Annotated in this window: 27 protein-coding genes; 14 read left to right on the forward strand and 13 right to left on the reverse strand. The window is 63.7% G+C overall.

The genetic code is table 11. From position 1 onward, the window contains the following. Positions 1 to 119: 119 nt before the first annotated feature. Positions 120 to 560 (forward strand): MarR family winged helix-turn-helix transcriptional regulator, encoded by a 441-nt coding sequence (locus tag CXY70_RS16865; RefSeq protein WP_104193465.1) that lies wholly within the window; start codon positions 120 to 122, stop codon positions 558 to 560. Positions 561 to 607: 47 nt separating this feature from the next. On the opposite strand, the gene ald is transcribed toward CXY70_RS16865, so the two are convergent. Then, on the reverse strand, positions 608 to 1,723 hold the full coding sequence (ald, locus tag CXY70_RS16870) for an alanine dehydrogenase (RefSeq protein ID WP_104193584.1): 1,116 nt from the start codon (positions 1,721 to 1,723) through the stop codon (positions 608 to 610). 149 nt (positions 1,724 to 1,872) lie between these two features. On the opposite strand from ald, the gene CXY70_RS16875 reads away from it, so the two are divergent. Further along, positions 1,873 to 2,358, forward strand: a complete 486-nt coding sequence (locus CXY70_RS16875) for an Lrp/AsnC family transcriptional regulator (protein WP_104193466.1) — start codon at positions 1,873 to 1,875, stop codon at positions 2,356 to 2,358. A 23-nt stretch (positions 2,359 to 2,381) separates the two neighbouring features. After that, a complete protein-coding gene (locus CXY70_RS16880) occupies positions 2,382 to 3,008 on the forward strand; it encodes a LysE/ArgO family amino acid transporter (protein WP_199183468.1) in 627 nt (208 codons plus the stop codon). Between the two features lie 5 nt (positions 3,009 to 3,013). Here the strand turns inward: CXY70_RS16880 and CXY70_RS17900 are convergent, their stop codons facing one another. The 4 genes from CXY70_RS17900 to CXY70_RS16895 form a co-directional block, all read right to left on the reverse strand. After that, positions 3,014 to 3,187 (reverse strand): hypothetical protein, encoded by a 174-nt coding sequence (locus CXY70_RS17900; RefSeq protein WP_158251012.1) that lies wholly within the window; start codon positions 3,185 to 3,187, stop codon positions 3,014 to 3,016. 157 nt (positions 3,188 to 3,344) lie between these two features. After that, positions 3,345 to 3,683 (reverse strand): hypothetical protein, encoded by a 339-nt coding sequence (locus tag CXY70_RS16885; protein WP_104193467.1) that lies wholly within the window; start codon positions 3,681 to 3,683, stop codon positions 3,345 to 3,347. Next, positions 3,683 to 4,330, reverse strand: coding sequence for an Asp23/Gls24 family envelope stress response protein (locus CXY70_RS16890; RefSeq protein WP_104193468.1), 648 nt, complete (start codon positions 4,328 to 4,330; stop codon positions 3,683 to 3,685). The genes CXY70_RS16885 and CXY70_RS16890 overlap by 1 nt, the downstream gene beginning before the upstream one ends. Next, complete coding sequence (locus CXY70_RS16895; RefSeq protein ID WP_233206000.1) at positions 4,327 to 4,902, reverse strand: RNA polymerase sigma factor; 576 nt, start codon at positions 4,900 to 4,902, stop codon at positions 4,327 to 4,329. Before CXY70_RS16895 ends, CXY70_RS16890 begins: the two co-directional genes overlap by 4 nt. Positions 4,903 to 5,032: 130 nt before the next feature. On the opposite strand from CXY70_RS16895, the gene CXY70_RS16900 reads away from it, so the two are divergent. From CXY70_RS16900 to CXY70_RS16935, 8 genes are all read left to right on the forward strand, one after another. Continuing rightward, a complete protein-coding gene (locus CXY70_RS16900; protein WP_104193470.1) occupies positions 5,033 to 5,512 on the forward strand; it encodes an Asp23/Gls24 family envelope stress response protein in 480 nt (159 codons plus the stop codon). Next, positions 5,509 to 5,703 (forward strand): DUF2273 domain-containing protein, encoded by a 195-nt coding sequence (locus tag CXY70_RS16905; RefSeq protein ID WP_104193471.1) that lies wholly within the window; start codon positions 5,509 to 5,511, stop codon positions 5,701 to 5,703. The genes CXY70_RS16900 and CXY70_RS16905 overlap by 4 nt, the downstream gene beginning before the upstream one ends. Positions 5,704 to 5,705: 2 nt before the next feature. Continuing rightward, a complete protein-coding gene (locus tag CXY70_RS16910) occupies positions 5,706 to 6,146 on the forward strand; it encodes a hypothetical protein (RefSeq protein ID WP_146066173.1) in 441 nt (146 codons plus the stop codon). Beyond that, positions 6,143 to 6,751 carry a DUF6286 domain-containing protein gene (locus tag CXY70_RS16915; RefSeq protein ID WP_104193473.1) on the forward strand — a complete coding sequence of 203 codons (609 nt, stop codon included), beginning with the start codon at positions 6,143 to 6,145 and terminating at the stop codon, positions 6,749 to 6,751. Before CXY70_RS16910 ends, CXY70_RS16915 begins: the two co-directional genes overlap by 4 nt. Continuing rightward, a complete protein-coding gene (locus CXY70_RS16920) occupies positions 6,748 to 7,353 on the forward strand; it encodes a hypothetical protein (RefSeq protein WP_104193474.1) in 606 nt (201 codons plus the stop codon). Before CXY70_RS16915 ends, CXY70_RS16920 begins: the two co-directional genes overlap by 4 nt. A 76-nt stretch (positions 7,354 to 7,429) precedes the next feature. After that, the gene (locus CXY70_RS16925; RefSeq protein ID WP_104193475.1) at positions 7,430 to 7,603 is read left to right on the forward strand and encodes a CsbD family protein; all 174 of its coding nucleotides are present in this window, start codon (positions 7,430 to 7,432) and stop codon (positions 7,601 to 7,603) included. Positions 7,604 to 7,680: 77 nt separating this feature from the next. After that, a complete protein-coding gene (locus tag CXY70_RS16930) occupies positions 7,681 to 8,202 on the forward strand; it encodes a hypothetical protein (RefSeq protein WP_104193476.1) in 522 nt (173 codons plus the stop codon). A 160-nt stretch (positions 8,203 to 8,362) separates the two neighbouring features. After that, positions 8,363 to 9,421 carry a YihY/virulence factor BrkB family protein gene (locus tag CXY70_RS16935; RefSeq protein WP_104193477.1) on the forward strand — a complete coding sequence of 353 codons (1,059 nt, stop codon included), beginning with the start codon at positions 8,363 to 8,365 and terminating at the stop codon, positions 9,419 to 9,421. 75 nt (positions 9,422 to 9,496) lie between these two features. Here CXY70_RS16935 and CXY70_RS16940 read toward each other — a convergent pair whose 3' ends face one another. After that, complete coding sequence (locus CXY70_RS16940) at positions 9,497 to 9,880, reverse strand: hypothetical protein (protein WP_104193478.1); 384 nt, start codon at positions 9,878 to 9,880, stop codon at positions 9,497 to 9,499. A gap of 310 nt (positions 9,881 to 10,190) precedes the next feature. Here CXY70_RS16940 and CXY70_RS17905 point away from each other — a divergent pair, with 310 nt between their 5' ends. Continuing rightward, the gene (locus CXY70_RS17905) at positions 10,191 to 11,468 is read left to right on the forward strand and encodes a hypothetical protein (protein ID WP_158251013.1); all 1,278 of its coding nucleotides are present in this window, start codon (positions 10,191 to 10,193) and stop codon (positions 11,466 to 11,468) included. A 179-nt stretch (positions 11,469 to 11,647) separates the two neighbouring features. Here the strand turns inward: CXY70_RS17905 and CXY70_RS16955 are convergent, their stop codons facing one another. From CXY70_RS16955 to CXY70_RS16965, 3 genes are all read right to left on the reverse strand, one after another. Next, the gene (locus tag CXY70_RS16955; RefSeq protein WP_104193480.1) at positions 11,648 to 12,166 is read right to left on the reverse strand and encodes a CarD family transcriptional regulator; all 519 of its coding nucleotides are present in this window, start codon (positions 12,164 to 12,166) and stop codon (positions 11,648 to 11,650) included. An 11-nt stretch (positions 12,167 to 12,177) separates the two neighbouring features. Further along, the gene (locus CXY70_RS16960; RefSeq protein WP_104193481.1) at positions 12,178 to 12,849 is read right to left on the reverse strand and encodes a TetR/AcrR family transcriptional regulator; all 672 of its coding nucleotides are present in this window, start codon (positions 12,847 to 12,849) and stop codon (positions 12,178 to 12,180) included. 101 nt (positions 12,850 to 12,950) lie between these two features. Further along, positions 12,951 to 15,308, reverse strand: a complete 2,358-nt coding sequence (locus CXY70_RS16965) for a trehalase-like domain-containing protein (protein ID WP_104193482.1) — start codon at positions 15,306 to 15,308, stop codon at positions 12,951 to 12,953. A gap of 258 nt (positions 15,309 to 15,566) precedes the next feature. Between CXY70_RS16965 and CXY70_RS16970 the strand changes: the two genes are divergently transcribed. Next, positions 15,567 to 16,577 carry a heparan-alpha-glucosaminide N-acetyltransferase domain-containing protein gene (locus CXY70_RS16970; RefSeq protein WP_104193483.1) on the forward strand — a complete coding sequence of 337 codons (1,011 nt, stop codon included), beginning with the start codon at positions 15,567 to 15,569 and terminating at the stop codon, positions 16,575 to 16,577. Between the two features lie 89 nt (positions 16,578 to 16,666). Here the strand turns inward: CXY70_RS16970 and CXY70_RS16975 are convergent, their stop codons facing one another. Beyond that, the gene (locus CXY70_RS16975) at positions 16,667 to 17,437 is read right to left on the reverse strand and encodes a hypothetical protein (RefSeq protein ID WP_104193484.1); all 771 of its coding nucleotides are present in this window, start codon (positions 17,435 to 17,437) and stop codon (positions 16,667 to 16,669) included. A gap of 23 nt (positions 17,438 to 17,460) precedes the next feature. Between CXY70_RS16975 and CXY70_RS18530 the strand changes: the two genes are divergently transcribed. After that, complete coding sequence (locus CXY70_RS18530; protein ID WP_255412060.1) at positions 17,461 to 17,595, forward strand: hypothetical protein; 135 nt, start codon at positions 17,461 to 17,463, stop codon at positions 17,593 to 17,595. Between the two features lie 307 nt (positions 17,596 to 17,902). Here CXY70_RS18530 and CXY70_RS16980 read toward each other — a convergent pair whose 3' ends face one another. Genes CXY70_RS16980 through CXY70_RS16990 form a run of 3 tightly spaced genes read right to left on the reverse strand, consistent with a single transcriptional unit; the run spans position 17,903 to position 19,450 of the window. Beyond that, on the reverse strand, positions 17,903 to 18,625 hold the full coding sequence (locus CXY70_RS16980) for a GntR family transcriptional regulator (RefSeq protein WP_104193485.1): 723 nt from the start codon (positions 18,623 to 18,625) through the stop codon (positions 17,903 to 17,905). A gap of 4 nt (positions 18,626 to 18,629) precedes the next feature. Then, a complete protein-coding gene (locus tag CXY70_RS16985) occupies positions 18,630 to 19,115 on the reverse strand; it encodes a PTS glucose transporter subunit IIA (protein ID WP_104193486.1) in 486 nt (161 codons plus the stop codon). Continuing rightward, on the reverse strand, positions 19,112 to 19,450 hold the full coding sequence (locus tag CXY70_RS16990) for a glucose PTS transporter subunit EIIB (protein ID WP_255412061.1): 339 nt from the start codon (positions 19,448 to 19,450) through the stop codon (positions 19,112 to 19,114). The genes CXY70_RS16985 and CXY70_RS16990 overlap by 4 nt, the downstream gene beginning before the upstream one ends. Positions 19,451 to 19,518: the final 68 nt, after the last annotated feature.

Below are 19,518 nucleotides of genomic sequence, written 5' to 3' on the forward strand. Positions count from 1 at the left end.
AGCCAGGCCGTCAGGCCGCCGGGTCCCGTTCCAGGCGAAGAGGATTTCCTGCCGAATGTCATATTTGTTAGTGTACTAACTAAAGTGCACAATGAACAATAGGTTGGAACGGGACACCCATGACGTCGTCAACGCTTGACAACCCCCTCGCCCTCGACAACCAGGTCTGCTTCGCCCTGGCCATCGCCTCGCGCAGTGTCATCGCCCTGTATCGACCCATTCTGGAGCCACTCGGGCTAACTCATCCGCAATATCTGGTTATGCTCGCCCTGTGGGACGAGAGCCCGCGGACGCTCACGGACCTCGGCCGGACCCTCCGCCTCGAGCCGGCGACTCTCTCCCCCTTGCTCAAGCGACTCGAAGCCATCGGCTACGTGCGGCGGCAACGCCGGGAGGCCGATGAGCGCACGCTCGATATCACCCTGACCGACCGCGGACTGGACCTGCGCGCGGCGGCCGAAACCATCCCGACGCGGGTCATCGAAGCGCTCAGCCTGCCGCTGGACGACCTGCTCCGCCTGCGCGATGCGCTGCACCGGGTCATCGTCGCAACGTCCTGACCCACCGGAGCTGGCACTTAGTTGAAAAATACCGACCCGGGATCGGCTCAGGCGATCGCGTCGGCGACCGTCAGGAGCTCAGCGTGGAAGGCAGCTGCCACGTGCGCGTTGGTGATGCGGCCGTTGTGCACGTTGAGGCCCAAAGCGAGGGCGGCGTCTTCGGCGATGGCCTTCTTCCAGCCCTTCTGCGCCAGCGCGATGACGTAGGGCAGGGTGGCGTTGGTGAGGGCGCGGGTCGAGGTGGCCGGCACTGCGCCGGGCATGTTGGCGACGCAGTAGTAGACACTGTCGTGCACGGCGAAGGTGGGATTGTCGTGCGTGGTGGCGTGCGATCCCTCGAAGCAACCGCCCTGGTCGATCGCGATGTCCACGAGCACGGAGCCGGGCTTCATCGAGGCGACCATGGCGTCGGTGACGAGCTTGGGGGCCTGCGCACCCGGAATGAGCACGGAGCCGATGACAAGGTCAGCCTCCCGCACCTGCTCGGCAATCTCGTACTGGGTCGACGCGCGCGTCTGAATCTCGCCATTGAAGCGGGCCTCGAGCTGGCGCAGGCGAGCGAGCGACAGATCGATGATGGTCACGTCGGCGCCCATGCCGAGCGCGTTAGCCGCCGCGTGCTCGCCGGCCACGCCGCCGCCGATCACGACGACTTTGGCCTTGGGAGTTCCGGGAACGCCGCCGAGCAGAATTCCGCTGCCGCCGTTGGCGCTCATCAGATGGTAGGCACCAACCTGAGCCGAAAGGCGGCCAGCAACCTCGCTCATGGGCGAAAGCAGCGGCAGGCTACGGTCGGGAAGCTGCACGGTCTCATAGGCGATCGCGGTCGTACCAGATTTGATCAGAGCCCCCGTGCAGTCAGCGGATGCCGCGAGGTGCAGATAGGTGAACAGCACCTGCCCCGCGCGCATCAACGGGTATTCGCTGGCAATGGGCTCCTTGACCTTCAGGAGCAGGTCGGCCGCGGCCCAGACTTCGACGGCGGTGTCGACAATGGACGCCCCGGCGAGCCGAAAAGCATCATCGGTGATGCTGGAGCCCAGCCCGGCGCCTTTCTCAATGACGACGTCGTGGCCGCGACGAGTGAGCTCGTGAACACCGGCCGGAGTGATAGCCACACGGTTCTCATTATTTTTAATCTCGGTGGGAATGCCGACCAACATGTCTGCTCCGTTTCGGGTTGCCAGTGCCGAACGCATCGGCAGTGATAAGGGTAAGACTGCTATTGATTCGTTTCGGCTAGGTAAAATCCGTAGAATCTGCCAGACTCCAAACATATTCCACTAAATATGCGGTTGTCAGGAGATGTGAGATGGCAGAAACGAAGAGGATTCGGGTGGTCGAAACCCTTGACGAAATCGATCGCATCCTGGTCGCAGCGCTGCAGGCCGACTCCCGCACCACCAACAGCCGGCTGGCCAGCGCGGCCGGTATCGCCGAATCGACGTGCGTCTCCCGGGTGCGCTCGCTGGTCAGTCGCGGCATCGTCACGGGCTTTACGGCCATGGTCGACCCGAAAGCGATCGGCCTGGGCCTGCAGGCGCTGATCAGCGTGAGCATTCGCGCAGGCGCCCGCACGCACATCCCGGCCTTTCGCGATTCGATCCGGGTGATGCCGCGCGTCGTGCAGCTATATTTTCTCGGCGGGTCCGAGGACTTCATCATTCATCTGTCGGCCCGGGATACCGACGATGTGCGCGATTTCGTGCTGGACAATCTTTCAGCCGATCCCGCGGTCGCTTCAACCCGTACGAGCATGGTGTTCGAGCATTTCTACAACGGCGTCGCCCCCGAATAGCGCGCCCCTAAACTATCCACGAGATGAACCTCGCCGACACGATCCTGCCCGCCATGTTCGGTTTCGGCACCGGTCTCGCGCTCATCATCGCGATCGGCGCCCAGAACGCGTATCTCCTGCGGCTCGGCATTGAGGGGCGCAACCGCACCGTGCTCACTGCGGTGCTGATCTGTTCGGTCTCCGATGCCGTGCTCATTCTGGCCGGCATCGTCGGAATCGGCGCCCTCATTCGAGCCGCTCCGGTCGTTCTGATCATCGTGCAGGTGCTCGGCGTCGGCTTCCTGCTGACCTACGGTGTGTTCGCCGCCGTGCGCGCCCTCCGCCCCGGCGTGCTCATCGCGGCGGCGAGTACCGAGATCAGCACCAAGGCCGCCGTCATGACGACCATCGCGCTCACCTGGCTCAACCCGCACGTCTACCTCGACACCCTGATTTTTCTCGGATCGGTGGCTAACCAGCAGGGTGTGAACGAACGCTGGTGGTGGGGCGCGGGGGCAGTCACGGCGAGTTTCGTCTGGTTTTTCGCGCTCGGTTTCGGTGCACGGAAGCTTCGCCCCTTGTTCGCAAAACGCACCTCCTGGCGAGTGCTCGACGGCTTCATCGCCGTTGTCATGATCGCTCTCGGCGTTCGAATGGCGCTCGGCGTTTAGCGTTGTTACTCGCGCCAATATCCGGCCTTGCCAAGCAGCGCGACCTCACGATTCGCGTTTTCCGGCACCGGAACTTCGGGCGGAAACACCCCAAAGCCTCGCCACATTTCAATATCGGGCGCAATCTGCTCCCCCAGGTTTTCCACCAGGGTCTTCGGCGTGTGAGGCGAGAATGTCACGCAGGGTCGGGTCTTTTTTACGCGACCACCCGGCCGGCGCCGGCAGCGCGAGCTGCGCGGAAGTGAGCCGGTCGATGACAAAGCGTAACGCGGCATCCGCTTGAAGGAACATCTCTCTGTTTCAGAGGTGCAAGCTAGCACGGCTGCCCGCCATCGCCTAGACGCTCAGCCGCACGCTGGCCACGATCACGACGATCTGCACGACCGGCGGGTAGTCGCCCTGCTCGAGATGCGCGGCGATTGCGTCGTGTACCCGACCGCTCACGTGACCCGAGGACTCCGCCGCACCGATGCCGATCTTGGCCGTGACCCGAACGCCGTCGCCCTGCTCTCCGACATACACCAGGGGCGCGGCTGGCGCGCGATGAGCCACCGCGTCGAGCGCGGCGGTGAGCATGGCGGTCACGAGCGGCCCGGCCGGGTACAGCGACTCGACGCCGGGCACCTGGCGCACCAACGCATCAAGCTGGTCGGTCGAGGGAAGAACCGAGGTCATCAGCGCTCCATTTCTCGAACGGATACATCGGGCAGGGCGTGCAGATCGCTCACCGTGATGTCGATGGCCGCCACGACGAGTTCCGTGTACCTACTCAGTGCGGCATACATTGCCTGTCTGAGCCGCTCGGCCAGCAACGGTATGTTCTCCCCCGGAAATACGGTCACGTCGACCCGAATCAAAATTGGCGTTCCGGGCACGCTAACGTCGCCGACCAGCACACACCGGCCCACGAACATGTTCTGCATACTGTCGCCGGTCTCGCGCAGAATGCCACGAAGCGCTCCCTCCGTCACGACCAGGCGCGCTGTCGGCGACGGGTGAGTCAGCGGAATGTCCCGCCCGGCGTGGGCTTCCAGCGTGATGTTGTCGAGAATCGACGCCACCCAGTCGTCGGCGCGCAGGGATTCCCGTTCCAGGTCTCTGGCGAGCAGCGCCTGCCGGGCCCGGCGCAGGCGTTCGAGACCCCGCAAGGCGATCTCGCATTCGGGTGAATCATCAATGCGGGGGTCGGCGGGAACCCGTCCACGGTCGAGGTAGTCGCTGAGCTGTTCAACCGTATGCCCGTCCAGCTCGGCCTGTTCTCGAACGGTGTCATCCAGATCGAAAGCAACGAAGCGCTCGTCTGCCGGCGTCAATTCAGTCATCGCCAGTCCTCCATCTCTCGAAGCAGGGTCTTGCGGGCCCGTGCCAGCAATCCACGCACGGTCGATAACGGCAGGTGCAACTCAAATGCAATGTCATGGTAGCTGTACTCGGCCAGTTCGCGCAGAGTCCAGCAGCGTCGTTGGTCCTCAGGGAGATCAGCGAGCACCCGGGCGAGGGCTTCGGTCTGGGACTCAACCTCCGCGACGACGTGCGGGGCGGTACTCTCCGGCGCCGGGGCGTCCGTGTCTTCGATGTTGACGTGGGCGCGCCTGGCACGCAGCCGATCGATGCTTTTACGACTGACGATGCGCATCAGCCAGCTTTTGACAGCCCTGCCATCGTCGAGGGTGCCCAGCTGCTGCCAGGCCGTAATGAAGGACTCCTGCACGACATCATCGGTCTCGTCGTTGAAACCGAGGACCCTGGTCGCGTAGACCCGCATAAGCGGTCCATAGCGCCGCACGAGCACCTCAAAGGCACGCAGGTCGCCATCGGCGGCGCGCTCGGCCAACACCTGGTCGGCGGCCGCATCGAGCGGCGACGCAACCTGATCCCGCACTGTGCCGGACACATCCCCTCCTCCAGCGAACGCTTTGAGAGAATTTCTCAACTTCGTGTGACGAATATGGCACAGGTTTCGTCCTACAGGTAACAATCCACTTCGGCTTGACCGTCCGGCCGCACGCAAAGGAGCTATTCCCATGGACCTTATCGACACCAACGGCGCCGCATCCCCGAACAAGTCCCCGCGCAGTCGCACCCCGATCAACACACCATTGGCCGGTGAGTCGGCTACCGGAACCGGCAAGACAGTCATTAACGACAGCGTCGTCGCGAAGGTGGCCGGCATGGCCGTCCGGGAAGTCTCCGGCGTGCACGCCCTCGGGGGAGGTGCGGCCCGCGCCCTCGGAGCCATTCGTGAAGCCATGAACAACACGGATGTGAGCCAGGGCATCTCGGTTGAAGTCGGTGAAACGCAAGTGGCAGTCGATGTGACCATCGTCGCGGAGTACCCCGTTCAGCTGCAGCAGGTAGCCGATGACATCCGCTCGAGTGTTATTCGTGCCATTGAAGACCTTGTCGGTCTCGAGGTCACCGAGGTCAATGTGACAATCGTCGACATCCACCTGCCGAGCGATGACGCTCCCGAGACCGAGCCGAGCAAAGCCGCACTCCGATGACCACCGCGACCCGTACCGGAATGCTGGTCGGAGCGGTTCTCGCATTGACCTGGGTGATTTTGGGCTTTTGGGCATTCTTGTTCGTGGGCCTGGCCATGCTGGTTGGTGCCCTGGTGGGCCGTGTCGTTGATGGCCGTCTCGACCTGAGCTCACTGATCGGAGCGTTCCAAGGAAAGCGTTCATCATCGTGAGCGTGGCGGCCGATACCGCGCACGGCTGGTTTCTCGGCGGGGCAGAACAGGACGCAGCAGCCAACGGCATTTCGGCCGCGACCGTGACTTCTGCCCCGCCGCGCGGCCGTACCCGCATCGTGCCTCGAGCTCTTCGCCAGGTCGTCTCGATGGTCACGGCGGAATCGCTAGGCGTTCCCTCCGGTCAAGTCCGCGTGGAACTCGGCGACGACCACGGCCAGCTCGCGCTCACGATCAGCACCACCATCCGCGTCGTTCCCCTCTCCCGCATCACCCGCGAACCAGCCATTATCGCTCGCACTGGCGGCACGATCCTGGCCCGGTCGGCCCGGTCGCAAGTTGAGATTCGACGCCGTGTCGGAGAACTGACCGGTGCCGATGTCGGCCGGGTCATTGTGCGGCTGACCGGCATTGACGTGCAACAGGAACGGAGGGTGCGATGACATCCACGCAGATTGTTCGGTCCTCGGAGCCGATGACACCAATCTACCGGCGCATCGGGCGGCGTGAACTGCACTCGCCGCGGTCAGCGGCGGCCATCAGCGTGGCCATCGTCGTCATTACGCTCTGCGGATGGTTGGGCACCGAAATTGTGCTTCTCCTGATCGGCCAGCCGCCCCTGTTCGTGACACCAGCGGGACTGGCTGCCGCTATTGCATCCGTTTCGACCGTTCCGGCATCGCTACTTGCCGTTAGCGCTCTCGTCTGCGCCATCCTCGCCATCACGCTCTTGGTCATCGCCGTCACGCCCGGGCAGCGGGCGCGGCATTTGATCGATTCGGAACGCACGGTGACCGTCGTTGATGACGAAGTCATCGCGTCCGCTCTGGCCGGGCACGCCGCTCGTGTGGGCCGCATCGACCCCGACAGTACCCGGGTCAGCATTTCTCGTCGCCTCGCCACTGTGCATCTAGTACCGACATCGGGGCAGCCGGTGCAGCGCGACTCCGTGCAGCAGGCCGTGCGCGACCAGCTCGATGGCCTGCACCTGCGACCGACGCTGCAGGCCCATGTCGTCGTGGCCCTGGGCGGAAAGGTCGGAACGTGAATAACACCAACCGCGCGCTTAACCGCAGCGTCATTCTGTTGACCGGGCTGGTGCTGCTCGCCGCGGCCACCCTGCTGGGCCTGCTCGCAATACAGGTCACGCTGCGGGATGCCTGGACGTCGGTTACTGAAAGAGTTGGCGGCACGGTCGCCGGCTGGCTCGAAACCACGCCGCTCGGCGGCACGCAGAAGAGCTGGATCTGGATTGTCCTCCTCGCCCTGTTGCTGGCCATCGTCGTCCTTTTGCTCAGCTTCATTTTGCGGCAGGGGCGCGGCCATTCCGGCCACCTGATCAGTGAACACACCACGGATTGGGGCACCACACAGGTTGATTCCGCGGTCGCCGAGCAAGCGCTGCACAACGCACTCAGCGAGCACCCGGAATTTCTATCGACCCGCGTCTCGACCTACCGCGTGGCCAGCGACGCCGTACTCAAGGTCTCGGTCACCTGTCGACGAGGAACCTCTCCGACCGACGTCGTGCGCGTCGTCGAACAGGCCCTGCATGCCCTCGATGAACTCCTCGGCCTGCGCATCCCTGCCGTTTTGCAGATCAGCGGCGGCTTCCGGGTGCGTACCAGTCGCACCACGCGCACTACCTAAATCTTTGCCGATACTTGCGTTCAGCGCTTCCGCGCCGAACACTCCCCCAGAACCACCTCACGAAAGAGAGAACACCATGAGTGCAGCCGACAAGATCAAGAACGCCGCGCAGGACCTCAAGGGCAAAGCCACTGAGGCCGTGGGCAAGGCCACCAACGACGACTCCAAGGTTGCCGAAGGACGCGCCGACCAGACCGCGGCGAGCGCCAAGAAGGTCGGCGAAGACGTCAAAGACGTCTTCAAGAAGTAGTTCCACCTCGGACCAGGGCTGGCCCAGCGTCCGCCGCGCTCCATAACATCCCTGGCCCGGTGGCCGATTATTGCGCGATGAAAGGAAGCACGATATCCAACCTGTATGCAACTTCGCCAAGCTCAAACACCGACGACTCCGACTTCGACGCGAGTATGACCTCCCCCACCGGGGCAGCCGCGACCCACACGGTGAAAGTAGCCGCCGATGAAGCCTCGAATGCGGGTGATCCCGCTGCGCACGCCGCGGGCGAGGTCGCCGACGTCACCACGAACGAAGCGGGGAAGGTCGTCGCTGAGACCAAGAAGCAGGCGAAGGACCCGCTCACCGATGCCCGCACCCAGCTCACCGAACAGGCCGGCGAACAGCAGGCCTGCATTGCCGAGGGGCTGCGCTCGATCAGCGACGAACTGACCCAGATGGCCAGCGCGTCCGACGCCGATGGTGTCGCGACCACCGCTGCAGCGGTGAAAGACAGTGCGACGGATGCCGTGGAAGAGGTCAAGTCGGCCGCACAGGACGGGGCTGGCGATGTGAAAGACGAGGCGCAGTCGGCGAAGGACACAGTCACCGACACGGCGCGGCGCGGCGCGGGATGATGCCGCATCGGCTAAGCACAAGAGCGCGACCATCCCGTATTGATTCGCCTCCGTGCATGCCGCCGGATAGCTCCAAACGCAGTACATTCTTAGCGCCGGGGATCACGGTCGCCCTGACCGATCGTGACCCGGGCTCTCATTCCACCTGAGCAGGAGACACATGGTTGACAATGGTCAGAGCCAGGAACTCGCCAACGCGCCGGCCCCCGATGATGCCCGGAAGCCCGATTCCCCGGCTGAGGTCACGAAGGCCTCCTGGAAATATGTCTTCAAACGCACGTTCAGTGAATTCGGAACCGACCAGTGCACGGACATTGCTGCGACGCTCACGTACTACGCCGTCCTGTCGCTGTTTCCCATGCTCATCGCCTTGGTGTCACTGCTTGGCGTGTTCGGGCAGGGGAGGCAGTCCGCCGACACCCTGCTGACCATTCTCGCCTCGGTCGCCCCCGGCGACGCCCTCGACGTTATTCGGGGGCCGATCGAACAGTTCAGCACCGCACCGTCCGCCGGGTTCGCGCTGGTGGCGGGGATCGCAGTCGCGATCTGGTCGGCATCCGGTTATGTCGGAGCGTTCAGCCGCGCCATGAACCGCATCTACGAGATCGACGAGGGCCGGTCATTTCTCAAACTTAAGCCCACTCAGTTGCTCGTCACCGTCATCGGCATCGCTTTGCTGCTCGTCGTCGTGTTGATTCTGGCCGTTTCCGGTCCCATAACGGATGCCGTCGGCGCGGCCCTCGGCCTCGGCCAGACCGTTCAGCTGGCGTGGTCCATTGCCAAGTGGCCAGTGCTGGCGGCCACCGTCGTGTTGCTGATCGCGGTGCTGTACTACTTTACGCCGAACGTGCGCCAGCCGAAGTTTCGCTGGCTGAGCCTCGGGGCAATGGTCGCTCTCGTTGCGATCGTCGTCGCGTCCCTGGGGTTCGGCTTTTACGTCACGACGTTCTCGAGCTACGCCAAGACCTACGGTTCACTCGCTGGAATCGTCATCTTTTTACTCTGGTTGTGGCTGACCAACCTGGCTCTGCTGTTCGGTGCGGAGTTCGACGCCGAACTCGAACGTGCCCGCCAGCTGCAGGCGGGCATCGCCGCCGAGCAGAACATACAGCTTCCGCCCCGGGGAACCAAGAAGAGCCGGAAAGCCGCCCTGAAGGAGATGCAGACCGTCGCTGACGGCCGGCGAATCCGCAAGGCGAACGCTGGCCCGCGCGAGTAAGAGGTACGCGCGCCCGGTTCTGACCTCGATGGCTCCGGCGGAGTCGACAGTGTCCAAAGCGACAATAAAGCTCCTCTAGCGCCCCACCCGAGCCTGGACCGGAGACTTCTCGATGACCGTTCTGGACGTTGTCGTGTTTTCCTCCTCCGACTGCGTCTGAAACGCCGGTGTACCCAAGGTCGAGCCGAGCGCGAGTACGGTCACCAGCACCGTGCGGCCCATCACCGGGGCGGCCCGGCGCAGCAAGTCCGCGTAGCGCGGGCGCTGGCCGGCGGGGCGGGCGTCGGTATCCGCTTGGCCGGTCATGGTTGGAGGACTGAGCACAGCGATGGTTGCGCCGATAAAACTGATGAGCAGCGCGATGCTGCCGGGAAGGAACTGCGGGCTTCGCGCACGCGTTTTGTCGTCGGGCCGGACACGCTCATATGGAACCTTTTTCAGGGAGAGCACGTCGACCATGGTCGGATGCTGCTTGGGCTCTGTGACGGCGAATGCCGGTGCAGAGAAGGCGACAATTCAACTGTGTGCGCGACTGGCCAGGGGCGAACAGCGTCGCTGGTCTGTACATTAGCCAGCCTGTGTGCCACAGGATATACCCCTGTTATGGGTAGTATATTAAACTGCTTTCACCGTTATATTGCGGGAGGTTAGGCGGCACACGGGAGCTACGGCCTGGCCTGGGCTCCCGCGGATCATAAATAAGTGCAGACACTGGTTGGATAGGAGGACGTGTCCGACCGGACGCACGGTCGACGGTTCGGGGGTACGAGTGAGACTGCTCTATGCGCTACTCCTGAGCGGGATCATCCTCGCCGTGGGCCTGTCTGTCCTGCTGCCCGATGCGACACTCGCCGCGGGCGGGCTCACTGTCGCTGCGGCCGCGGTCGGCCTGTCGCTGGTCAACCGCACCCAGCGCATCATTGCGGGGGTGCTGATCGGTGTGGGCATTGCATCCGTTGTGGTCGGTGTGGTGCTGGGCGGGCAGATCGTGGGCCGCAACCTGTTCCTAGTCAACCAGGACCTTATCGGCATGCTGGCCGCGGTCTCGTTTCTACGACTCGTCACACCGACCCCGTCGAGCACTCGAACCCGGCTGCACGGTCGCCTCGCCATCGTGCGCACCGCGCTGGCCACGCACGCGCTCGGCGCGGTCATCAACATCGGTGCGGTCGGTATCGTCGGTGATCACCTGCGCGGCCGGTTCGCCCTACGGCTCGCCGATGCGGCCCTGATCTCCCGTGCGTATTCGACCGCCGCGTACTGGTCGCCATTCTGGGCGGCCGCTGCGGCTGCGACCTCACTGGTTCCCGGCGCCAACTCCCTCGTGGTGATGCTCGTGGGATTGGGCCTCGCGCTCGTCACCATCGGGTTGAGCGTCTGGGACATCTTTCAGCTGTGGGGTCGCGAGCTGCCGGCGTATACCGGCTACACGCTGACCTGGGCGCTCTTTCGCGTGCCACTGGCCCTGGTCGCCCTTGTCGTCATCGCGCACCAGCTCGTTCCCGCCGTTCCGGTGCCGCGCGTCGTGCTGCTCGCCGGCCTCGGCGTTACCCTGATCGGCCTGCTAATCATGAACGGTCGTGGCGCCCTGCAAGCGTTCGCCCGGCATGCCCGTCACGACCTGCCGCAGCTGCGCGGCGAGGTCACTCTCTTCGCCTCCGCCGGGGTGCTCGCGGTCGGCCTGCGGATGCTGTTTCCCCTGTTCGACCTTCAGCTGCCGGTGACCGAGTTCAGCGTTCCCGCTGCCTGGGCGATGATGTTCGCAATGATTCTGTGCGCGCTCATCGGGGTGCACCCGGTCGTGTCGATCGCGATCGTCGCCGCGATCGTGCAGCCACTATCTCCCGACCCCACCCTGTTTGTGCTTGCCGCGTGCATCGGCTGGGGAGTCTCGACTGCGGTCGGCCCGCTCACCGGCCTGACGATGCTGCTCAGTGCGCGGTATGGCATAGACAGCATCGTTTTGACCCGCCGCAACCTGATCTACCTGGCCGCTGCGCTCGTGGCCTCATGGCCGGCGCTGCTTCTCTGCGCCGCACTGGTGTAGAAGTGGGGCAGGAGCCCTCAGCCATTCACGCTGCGCGGGAGTTCGGGCCTGGCCAGAACTCCCGCGCAGCGCGATGCGCGGGAGGTGCGCCAGTACGCGGGAATTCCGCCTCCCGCGCAGCGGCGCAGGTCGCGCGCAGCAGGAAAACGTACGCGGACGAGGCCGATCGCAGAGTTGGGTTAGACGGTTACCTCGACCGGCTCGTCACTGACGACGTAGTTCTGAATTTCAATGAGCAGCAAGTCGCCGGCTTCCTGGTCGGTCAGGCCCTGGGCCAGAGCGAGTTCGGAGACGAGGATCTGGCGGGCCTTTTCGAGCATCCGCTTTTCGCCGGCGGAAACGCCCTTGTCCTGGTCGCGACGCCACAGGTCGCGCACGACCTCGCTGACCCGATAGACGCTGCCGCTGGCCATTTTCTCCTGATTGGCCTTGTAACGGCGTGACCAGTTGCCCGGTTCCTCCGTGAAGGCGTTCTGCAGAATTTCGTACACAGCGCTGACACCCGCGGCGTCGATGACGTCGCGCACGCCGACGAGCTCAACGTTGTCAACGGGAAGCTGAATGGTCAGCGCGCTCGTGTGCACGTTGAGGGTCATGAACTGCTTCTCGACGCCCTTGATGTTACGGGTCGCGAGGGCCGTGATGGTGACCGCTCCGTGGTGGGGATAGACCAGGGTTTCGCCGATTTCGATCTTCATAGAATGCGCCTTCAGTTTTGTGTGGGTGATGCAACGCGAACAGGCGTTGCGCGTGAGGTAACAGGTTCGAGCAGCCAACCCGGCAGCAGCGCCACGAGCTGGTCGACGAGTTCGTCGTCGGAGACATCGAGGTGACCGCGCATCCATGCACCGATCAGGGTGAGCGCGCCGCCGGCGACGTAAGTGGTGACCAGCTTGGCATTCACGGTGTCATCAAAGACGAGCACCGACTGCAGCATGCGGGTGGCGTAGGCCTCGATGATCTGGTCGTGCGCGCTGCGGGTCAGCGGCAGCTCAAGCACGCTCGCATACAGGGGAAAGTTCTCAACCAGATGGGCGACGAGGCGGGCATAGCCGAGCCGTGAGGCATTCTCGCCGGTGCGCGGCCGCGGCAGGTCCAGCCCGGCCGAGCCGATATCGACGAACTGCGCCCGCAGCAGTTCGGCGGCAAGCACGTCAAGGCTGGCAAAGTGCGCATAGAACGAGCTGCGGCTAATGCCGGCCAGGCGCACGATCTCGGCCACCGAAACAGATGCCGCCGGCTGGGCGATCAGCGTGCGTATCGCCGTGAGAATGAGCTGTCTGGTGCGTTCAGCCCGGGGATCGTGTGTGACCTTCGACTCAGGCTGGACGTCTGACTGCACCTGACCCGCCTGCAGGCGGGGGTCAGTCAACGAAGTCATTCATGAATAGTAACACTTTTCGGACATGTGTCCGAGATGATGCAATCTTTCACGGCTGACTCGCGGAAAGGGACGCCCTTTCGCGACTCAGCAGCACTCCCCTAGCGCCCGCGGTACTCGTCGAGCAGCTGCGCGCAGCGAATGAAACCGAGGTGCGAGTATGCCTGCGGGTGGTTGCCGAGGTGCTTCTCGGTGGCGGGGTCGAATTCCTCCGACAGCAGCCCGGTCGGACCGAAGAGACTGACCAGCTGGTTGAACAGTGCCTCGGCCTCGTCGAGGCGACCGGTGAGCACATAGGCCTCGATCAGCCACGTCGTGCAGATGTGAAAGCCACCCTCGAGCCCGGGCAGGCCGTCGTCGTAGCGGTAGCGGAACACCGTCGGGCCCACACGAAGTTCGCGCTCTACCGCGCTCACGGTCAGCTGAAAGCGCTCGTCGGTCACGTCGAGCAGGCCCGACAAACCAATGTGCAGCACGGCGGCATCCAGGTCGGGGCTGTCGTAGGCGACGGTGTACGACTGGGCTTCCTCACTCCAACCTTCGCGCAATACCTCCTCGCGAATTGTGGCGGCGAGCTGTCCCCAGCCCTCACCCACTTCGCGCCCATGCCGCTCGGCGGTGCGAATGGCCCGGTCCACGGTCACCCAGCACATCGTCTTCGTATAGGTGTGGTGCCGCGGCGAGCGCCGGGCCTCCCAGATACCGTGGTCCGGTTCCTGCCAGCGACTCGTGACGGCGTCGACCATCTCAACGAGCAGGTGCCACTGAAAATCCGAGAGCGTTCCCTGCCGGGCGCTGAGCGTGTCGATGAGTTCGGCGACCGGCCCGAACACGTCGATCTGCACCTGGTTATCGGCGGCGTTTCCGATGCGCACCGGGCGTGATCCGGCGTAGCCGGGCAGCGACTCGAGGCTCGCCTCGGTCGACAGCGACGAGCCCGTGACCGAATAGAGCGGATGCAGCCACTGCGCGCCGGGACTGTCCGCCACGACCCCGGCCAACCAGCGCAGAAACGACTCCGCCTCACCGGTGGACCCGAGATCGACGAGCGCCTTGACGGTCATCGACCCGTCGCGCAGCCAGCAGTACCGGTAGTCCCAGTTGCGGGTGCCACCGATCCCTTCGGGCAGCGAGGTCGTCGAGGCAGCGAGCACCGCTCCGGTTGGTTCGTAGCAGAGGGCACGCAAGACGAGGGCTGACCGGCCAACGAGCGACGGCTTGACGCTCGGCATCGACAGTGCGTTCACCCAGGAGCGCGAGTCATTCATGACCGCACCGCGCCTGGTAGCCTCGCCAGCAGCATCCGGAATGTACGGCTCGGTATCGCCGCAACGCAGGTTGAGCACGACCGCACCCTGGGAGAGGTCGACGACCGCGGTGGCCGTTTCGTTGCGGCCGTCGCTGGTGACGGTGAAGTCGACGCCCGCCGCCGAGAGCACGATCGGGTCGGGCGTACCGGTGATGGTGACCATGCCATCGGTCGCGTGCATATTGAAATAGGCGACGGCGTAGTCGGGCCGCGGTGCGAACACGATGCGGGCGCGCCCGGTGCCGGTAAGTTTGCGCACCAGGTTGGTAATGCCGAGCGGCGAGGGTTCGATGTAGTCGGTGACGGTGACGTCGGCCCAGCGGGTTTCAACGATCATCGTGTTGTCGACATAACGCTGGCCGAGCACGCGACTCTTCTTGACCGGTTCGATCGAGAAGTGTCCGGCTTCTTCGCTGCCGAGGATACTCGCGAACAGCGAGCCGGAATCGGGCAACGGATGCGTCATCCAACAGATGCGCGCTTCCGGCGTCACGAGAGCCGTCGAGGTGCCGTCGCCGAGCATCGAGTGGCGTTCGATGGCCACGACGTGCTGGCCAAACAGCCAGTCTTTGCGCAGCTCAAACAGCAGGGCGAGGATCTGAGCGAGCTTTTCGGGGCCGCTAATGCGATGAGCGGCGACAGATTCGTCGTCGCCGATGCGAATGCCGAGGTCGGGGCCATGCAGGGTGTTCATGGCCATTTCGTCGCTGGCGGCATCGCCGGCGAAGAACGCGGCGCTGACGCCGAGTCGGGTGCGCAGCCGGTCGAGCGCGATGCCGGAATCTTGGGACTCGTCGGAGCGCTCGTGAGCGGCAAAGAATTCCGAGTCGAATTCAGCTCCGTTCGACCCGACCAGGTGCACCTCCCGGGGCAGCCGGGAATCCGCGGCCAGATCGCGGAGCGGGCGGCCCGACATGACGGCCGTGTGGGTGTTGGGCAGGGCGGCGAGGGCCCGCAGGGCGGTCGCAGACTCGGCCAGCAACACGGACGGCACGTCCGAGGCCACGTGATGGGACAGGGTGCCGCCGTAGTTGCAGGCCACTAACAGCGATGGGGTGCGGGCTAGCTGTTGCAGATCCTGCAGGATCTCGCTGGACAGGCCCGTCAATGTGCGTGGCAGGTTCTTGGAAAGATTCATGCGATGGGGCATATGGAGGTTCCTTGCAGAAGTGCGTCGACCGTCAAACCAGTGGCTAGACCTACGCGACGTTACCATTTGCAGAAGGCCGGTCTGCAGGCCACCCGCCTTCTAGTGGGGTGTTGTCAGAATCAGCCCCCCGACCCGGTATTGGCTCGCGGCACTCATTAGCGCTCGCGGCACGCCTGCAAGGGAGTGCTGCGAACCCCAAAGCGTGCCGCGACGACCGCGAGGCGCGAACCTGCCCAGAGTAACCCGTAGCCTGTTCTCATGAAGACGAGGCCTGACCCGAGCGAGCGGGTCGTCGGCATCGACATCGCCAGAGGCCTGGCGATCGTCGGCATGTTCGTGGCGCATGCCATCCCGCGTCTGGGCGACGCCGAGCTGCTCGCCGACGGGCGTTCGTCGATTTTGTTCGCGACCCTGGCCGGGGTGTCGCTGGGAATCATGACCGGGTCACAGCATCCGCTCGTGCGCGGCCAGCGCTCCGACCGCGTAACAGGCATCGTGGTACGTGCGCTAGTCCTGTTTCTGCTCGGCGTCGTGCTGGCCAGTTTGCACAGCGGCGTTGCGGTCATTCTGCACTTCTACGCCCTCATGTTTCTGCTGCTGATTCCGATGCTGTTTTTGCGCCGCTGGCTGCTGGCCCTGATCGGCGTCGTCTTCCTGTTCGGCGCTCCGTGGCTCGGAGCCGCTCAGGGTGAGGTGGATGTCGGGGCGCCGCCGGTCAGCTACTTCGTCGACTACTTCTTTCTGAACGGCACCTACCCCGTGCTCATCTGGATGCCGTTCCTGATCGCGGGTCTCATCATCACGCGCTCCGATCTGCTCAGGGCGAAAAACCAGGTAGCCCTCGTCGGTGTCGGAACAACAGCGGCGGTCGCCGGCTACGGCGCCGCCATCGTGATCCCCGGGGTCAATGCCGTGGCCCATTCCGGATCGATCGCCGAGGTGACCGGCTCCGGCGGGATCGCGGTCGCGGTCATTGGAGCTTTGCTCTGGCTCACCGCCGTTCAGCGGCGGTCTGTGGGGCGTGCCCTGCGCGTGATCCTCTGGCCGGTCGGGGCGACCGGCTCGATGGCACTGACCGTCTACACCGTGCAGATTCTCGCCCTGACCGTCATCGGAGGCGGCGCCGAAATCGACTATCCGGGCTGGCCGCTGCTGATCGGTATGCTGCTGCTCACCTTCATCGGCGCCAGCCTGTGGCGGTATTTTCTGGGCAAGGGCCCCCTTGAACGCCTGCTCGCCACGTTGGCCCGGGCGCCGAGCTCCAGCTAGCGGCCCGGCTGCGTGTGACACGGTGCCCTCCGTTCGCCCGACGTCAGCGCGCGGGTCAGCCCGACCAGCCGCAAAATATCAAAGCCTGCTTAGCGGATGCCGCCGAGGCGTTCCAGCGCCGCTCGCATGATTTGCGCCTCGGGTGTCGGAGCCACGTGATGGTTCGTGTAGATGCCGACAAGCCACTCCAGAACCTCGTCTTCGCTCATGGCTACGGCGTTCCAGTCCACCCCCGGCTCGGCGGCCGTTCTCGGCTCGCCGGTGTCGAGGTCGAGCCAGGCGCGAGCGATCGGCGTGTCGGGGTCGTCATTGTTCATATTCCAGAGCAGGGCGATCGGATGGTTGTCCCCTTCGACATGCTCGTGGTCGACGCGCCCGGAGCCAAGCCACGGCAGTGTCAGCAGCTCGCCGATAATGCCGACTTCGATCAGTTCGAGCTGGGTCGGTTCAGTCTCGGGAACGTAAAGTGTGAGTCCCTGCTCGAACCACTCGGCGGCCTCAAAGATCGAGTCAAGCAGGTCATCGAGGGCGTCGATTTCCTGCACCAGAATGAGCGCCCACTCGAGTAATTTTTCGGTCTGATCGTCCGGCCACGGGCTCTCGAACGGGTCGCTTGTGCCGTGGTAGTGAAAACTGGGGCCGGCCTCGTCGAGCAGCACGTGCAGCTGGCCGCTGTCGAAGTCGATCGACAGGTTGAGCGCTCCGCCTTCATCGTCGCGGTCGGCGAACAGGTCCGGGTGCGCCAGTTCCGCCGGCAGGGTGACGGCCGCGGCGAGCCGGGGGCCCAGATCGAGAACGACGCGAAACTGAATGGTCGGCAGGCGCAGGGTTTCATCCTGCTCGAAGTGCTGGTCTGACATATCCAAAGTTTATCGACCGCGGAATGGTCTTCCAGCAGGTTGCGCTCTGGACGCACATCCGTCGTCATAAAACATGCGTCAAACAATACGGCGTCTACCTGTCCGACGACGACATCGACTGGATTGAGACGGTCGCCAACGAGGAAGAGCCCACCTGACCCTCAGGAGCAGACCGATCCAGCGTTCTACGTGGGGATGGCGCTCGAAGAAGCCGGACTCTCGATCACCGATGTGGAATATGCCCGTTGAAGACGGAACCGCGGTGAGCTTTGGACCACGCCAACGGGGACATCCGGTACCGGGTCCGTCTACGGCTTCATCGCCGATCACTTCTCCTGATAACGCAGGCCGCGTTGTTTTCAAGCATGAGTACGGGTGTTCCAGCAGGGTTGCCGCTGGTCTCCCAATAGATGTGATGGCCTACAAGGACGCTGGCGCATCGACGGCTGCACGGTTATTTTCGCATTACCCCGCTCGTACTGGCGCCTCTAACTGCATGGATATTTGATATCGGTCTGCGCGGTAGGTGGAAATTGAATATTCAATGGGCGTGCCGGATCCAGTAAAGGAGCGGCGACGGAAGAGGAGAACAGGGGCGCCCGCTCCGATGTCCAGTAGCGCAGCGATTGTTTCCGATGCTGGAGCAGCTTCGACTGTTTGTTCCACCCGTTGAACAGGGTGGCCGCTGACGGAAAGGATTCGGTATAACGATCCGTCGAGGTTTTCTGACAGCAAATTGGGGAGGAGCCGGATAGGCAGCCACGATTCGTCCACGCTGACCGGTGCGCCGTTGCCCAGGCGCAATCTGCAGATGTGGTGGGCTGCGCTTTCTGGAGTCAAACCCAGATGTTCGGCGGCTGCCTCTGGCGGGATAGCCGTGGTGGCGAAAATAACGCGGGTGCTGGGCTCAAAACCAGCGGCCCTCATATCTTCGTTGAACGAGGCGAGGTGCAAAGTGGAGCGCACCATTCCATGGGAAACAAACGTTCCTTTTCCTCTGACTCGCACCAGGACTCCGTCGTGCACGAGGTCGGAAATTGCGCGACGAACCGTGATGCGCGAGACTGCGAATTGTTCCTCAAGTTGCCGTTCGCCGACTAGAGCGTCTCCTGGGCGCAGGCCGGCGGCCACCAATTCCTGTAGTTGCCGGCGCACCCAGACATGTTTGAGCTCGTTGTGTGTGTCCATCGATTCAACTCTCCACCAGTTCGAAGAGAAGTTCACCTGCTTCAACCCGCGAACCGATGCTGTCAATGAGTACAGCGCCCGGTTTGGTGTCCAGGGCCACGACAGGGCAGCACGGACTGAGGTTCTTCGCGCGTATCAATGCGACATCGACGCTGATCATGCGGTCGCCGGCTTCCACCTGGTCACCCTTTTGGACGTGCACGATGAAGCCTTCGCCTTTGAGGTGGACCGTATCGATCCCGACATGGACCAGGACAGCTGGCCCGGAGACGTGCTGCACGATGTAGGCGTGCGGCATGACTTTGACCACCCGACCGGTCATCGGCGCGACAGCGGTGAGCATGTCGGCATCGCTGTCCGGCACGACAGCAACTCCATAGCCGACCAATCCGTTAGCGAAAACCGGGTCGGGAATGTCTGCTGCCGCGATCACCCGACCAGACAACGGCGAGACCACGTGGATGGCACTGTGCTGTAGCACCGAGGTCACATCAGGTCCTGAATGTCCTCAGCCAGGTTTTCAGCCTCGGGGCCGACTACTACTTGCACGATAGTACCCACCACCATCACGCCGTGGGCACCGGCGGCTTTCAGGGCGGCTTGATCAACCCGCGCGGCATCCACTACTTCGGTGCGCAAACGCGTGATACACCCTTCGATTTCTTCCACGTTACCCGCGCCGCCCAGCGCTGCCAGGATGATTTCTGCTTTGGACATGTTCTGCTCCTCACTTTCGTTTGACGTGGTGTTTCGCTGCGCCGCACTTTTTCTGTACGAGCTCGGGAAGCCTGTCTGGTTGACAACAACCCCGCTTAGCCCCCACAGTGATTACAGCCACTGGTTATAACCAGCTAGTTCGACCGTACAGAGTCCGCCCGATCCACACAAGCACT

This window comes from Cryobacterium sp. Y82, from assembly GCF_002929495.1.
In the GTDB taxonomy this organism is placed as follows: Bacteria; Actinomycetota; Actinomycetes; order Actinomycetales; family Microbacteriaceae; genus Cryobacterium; species Cryobacterium serini.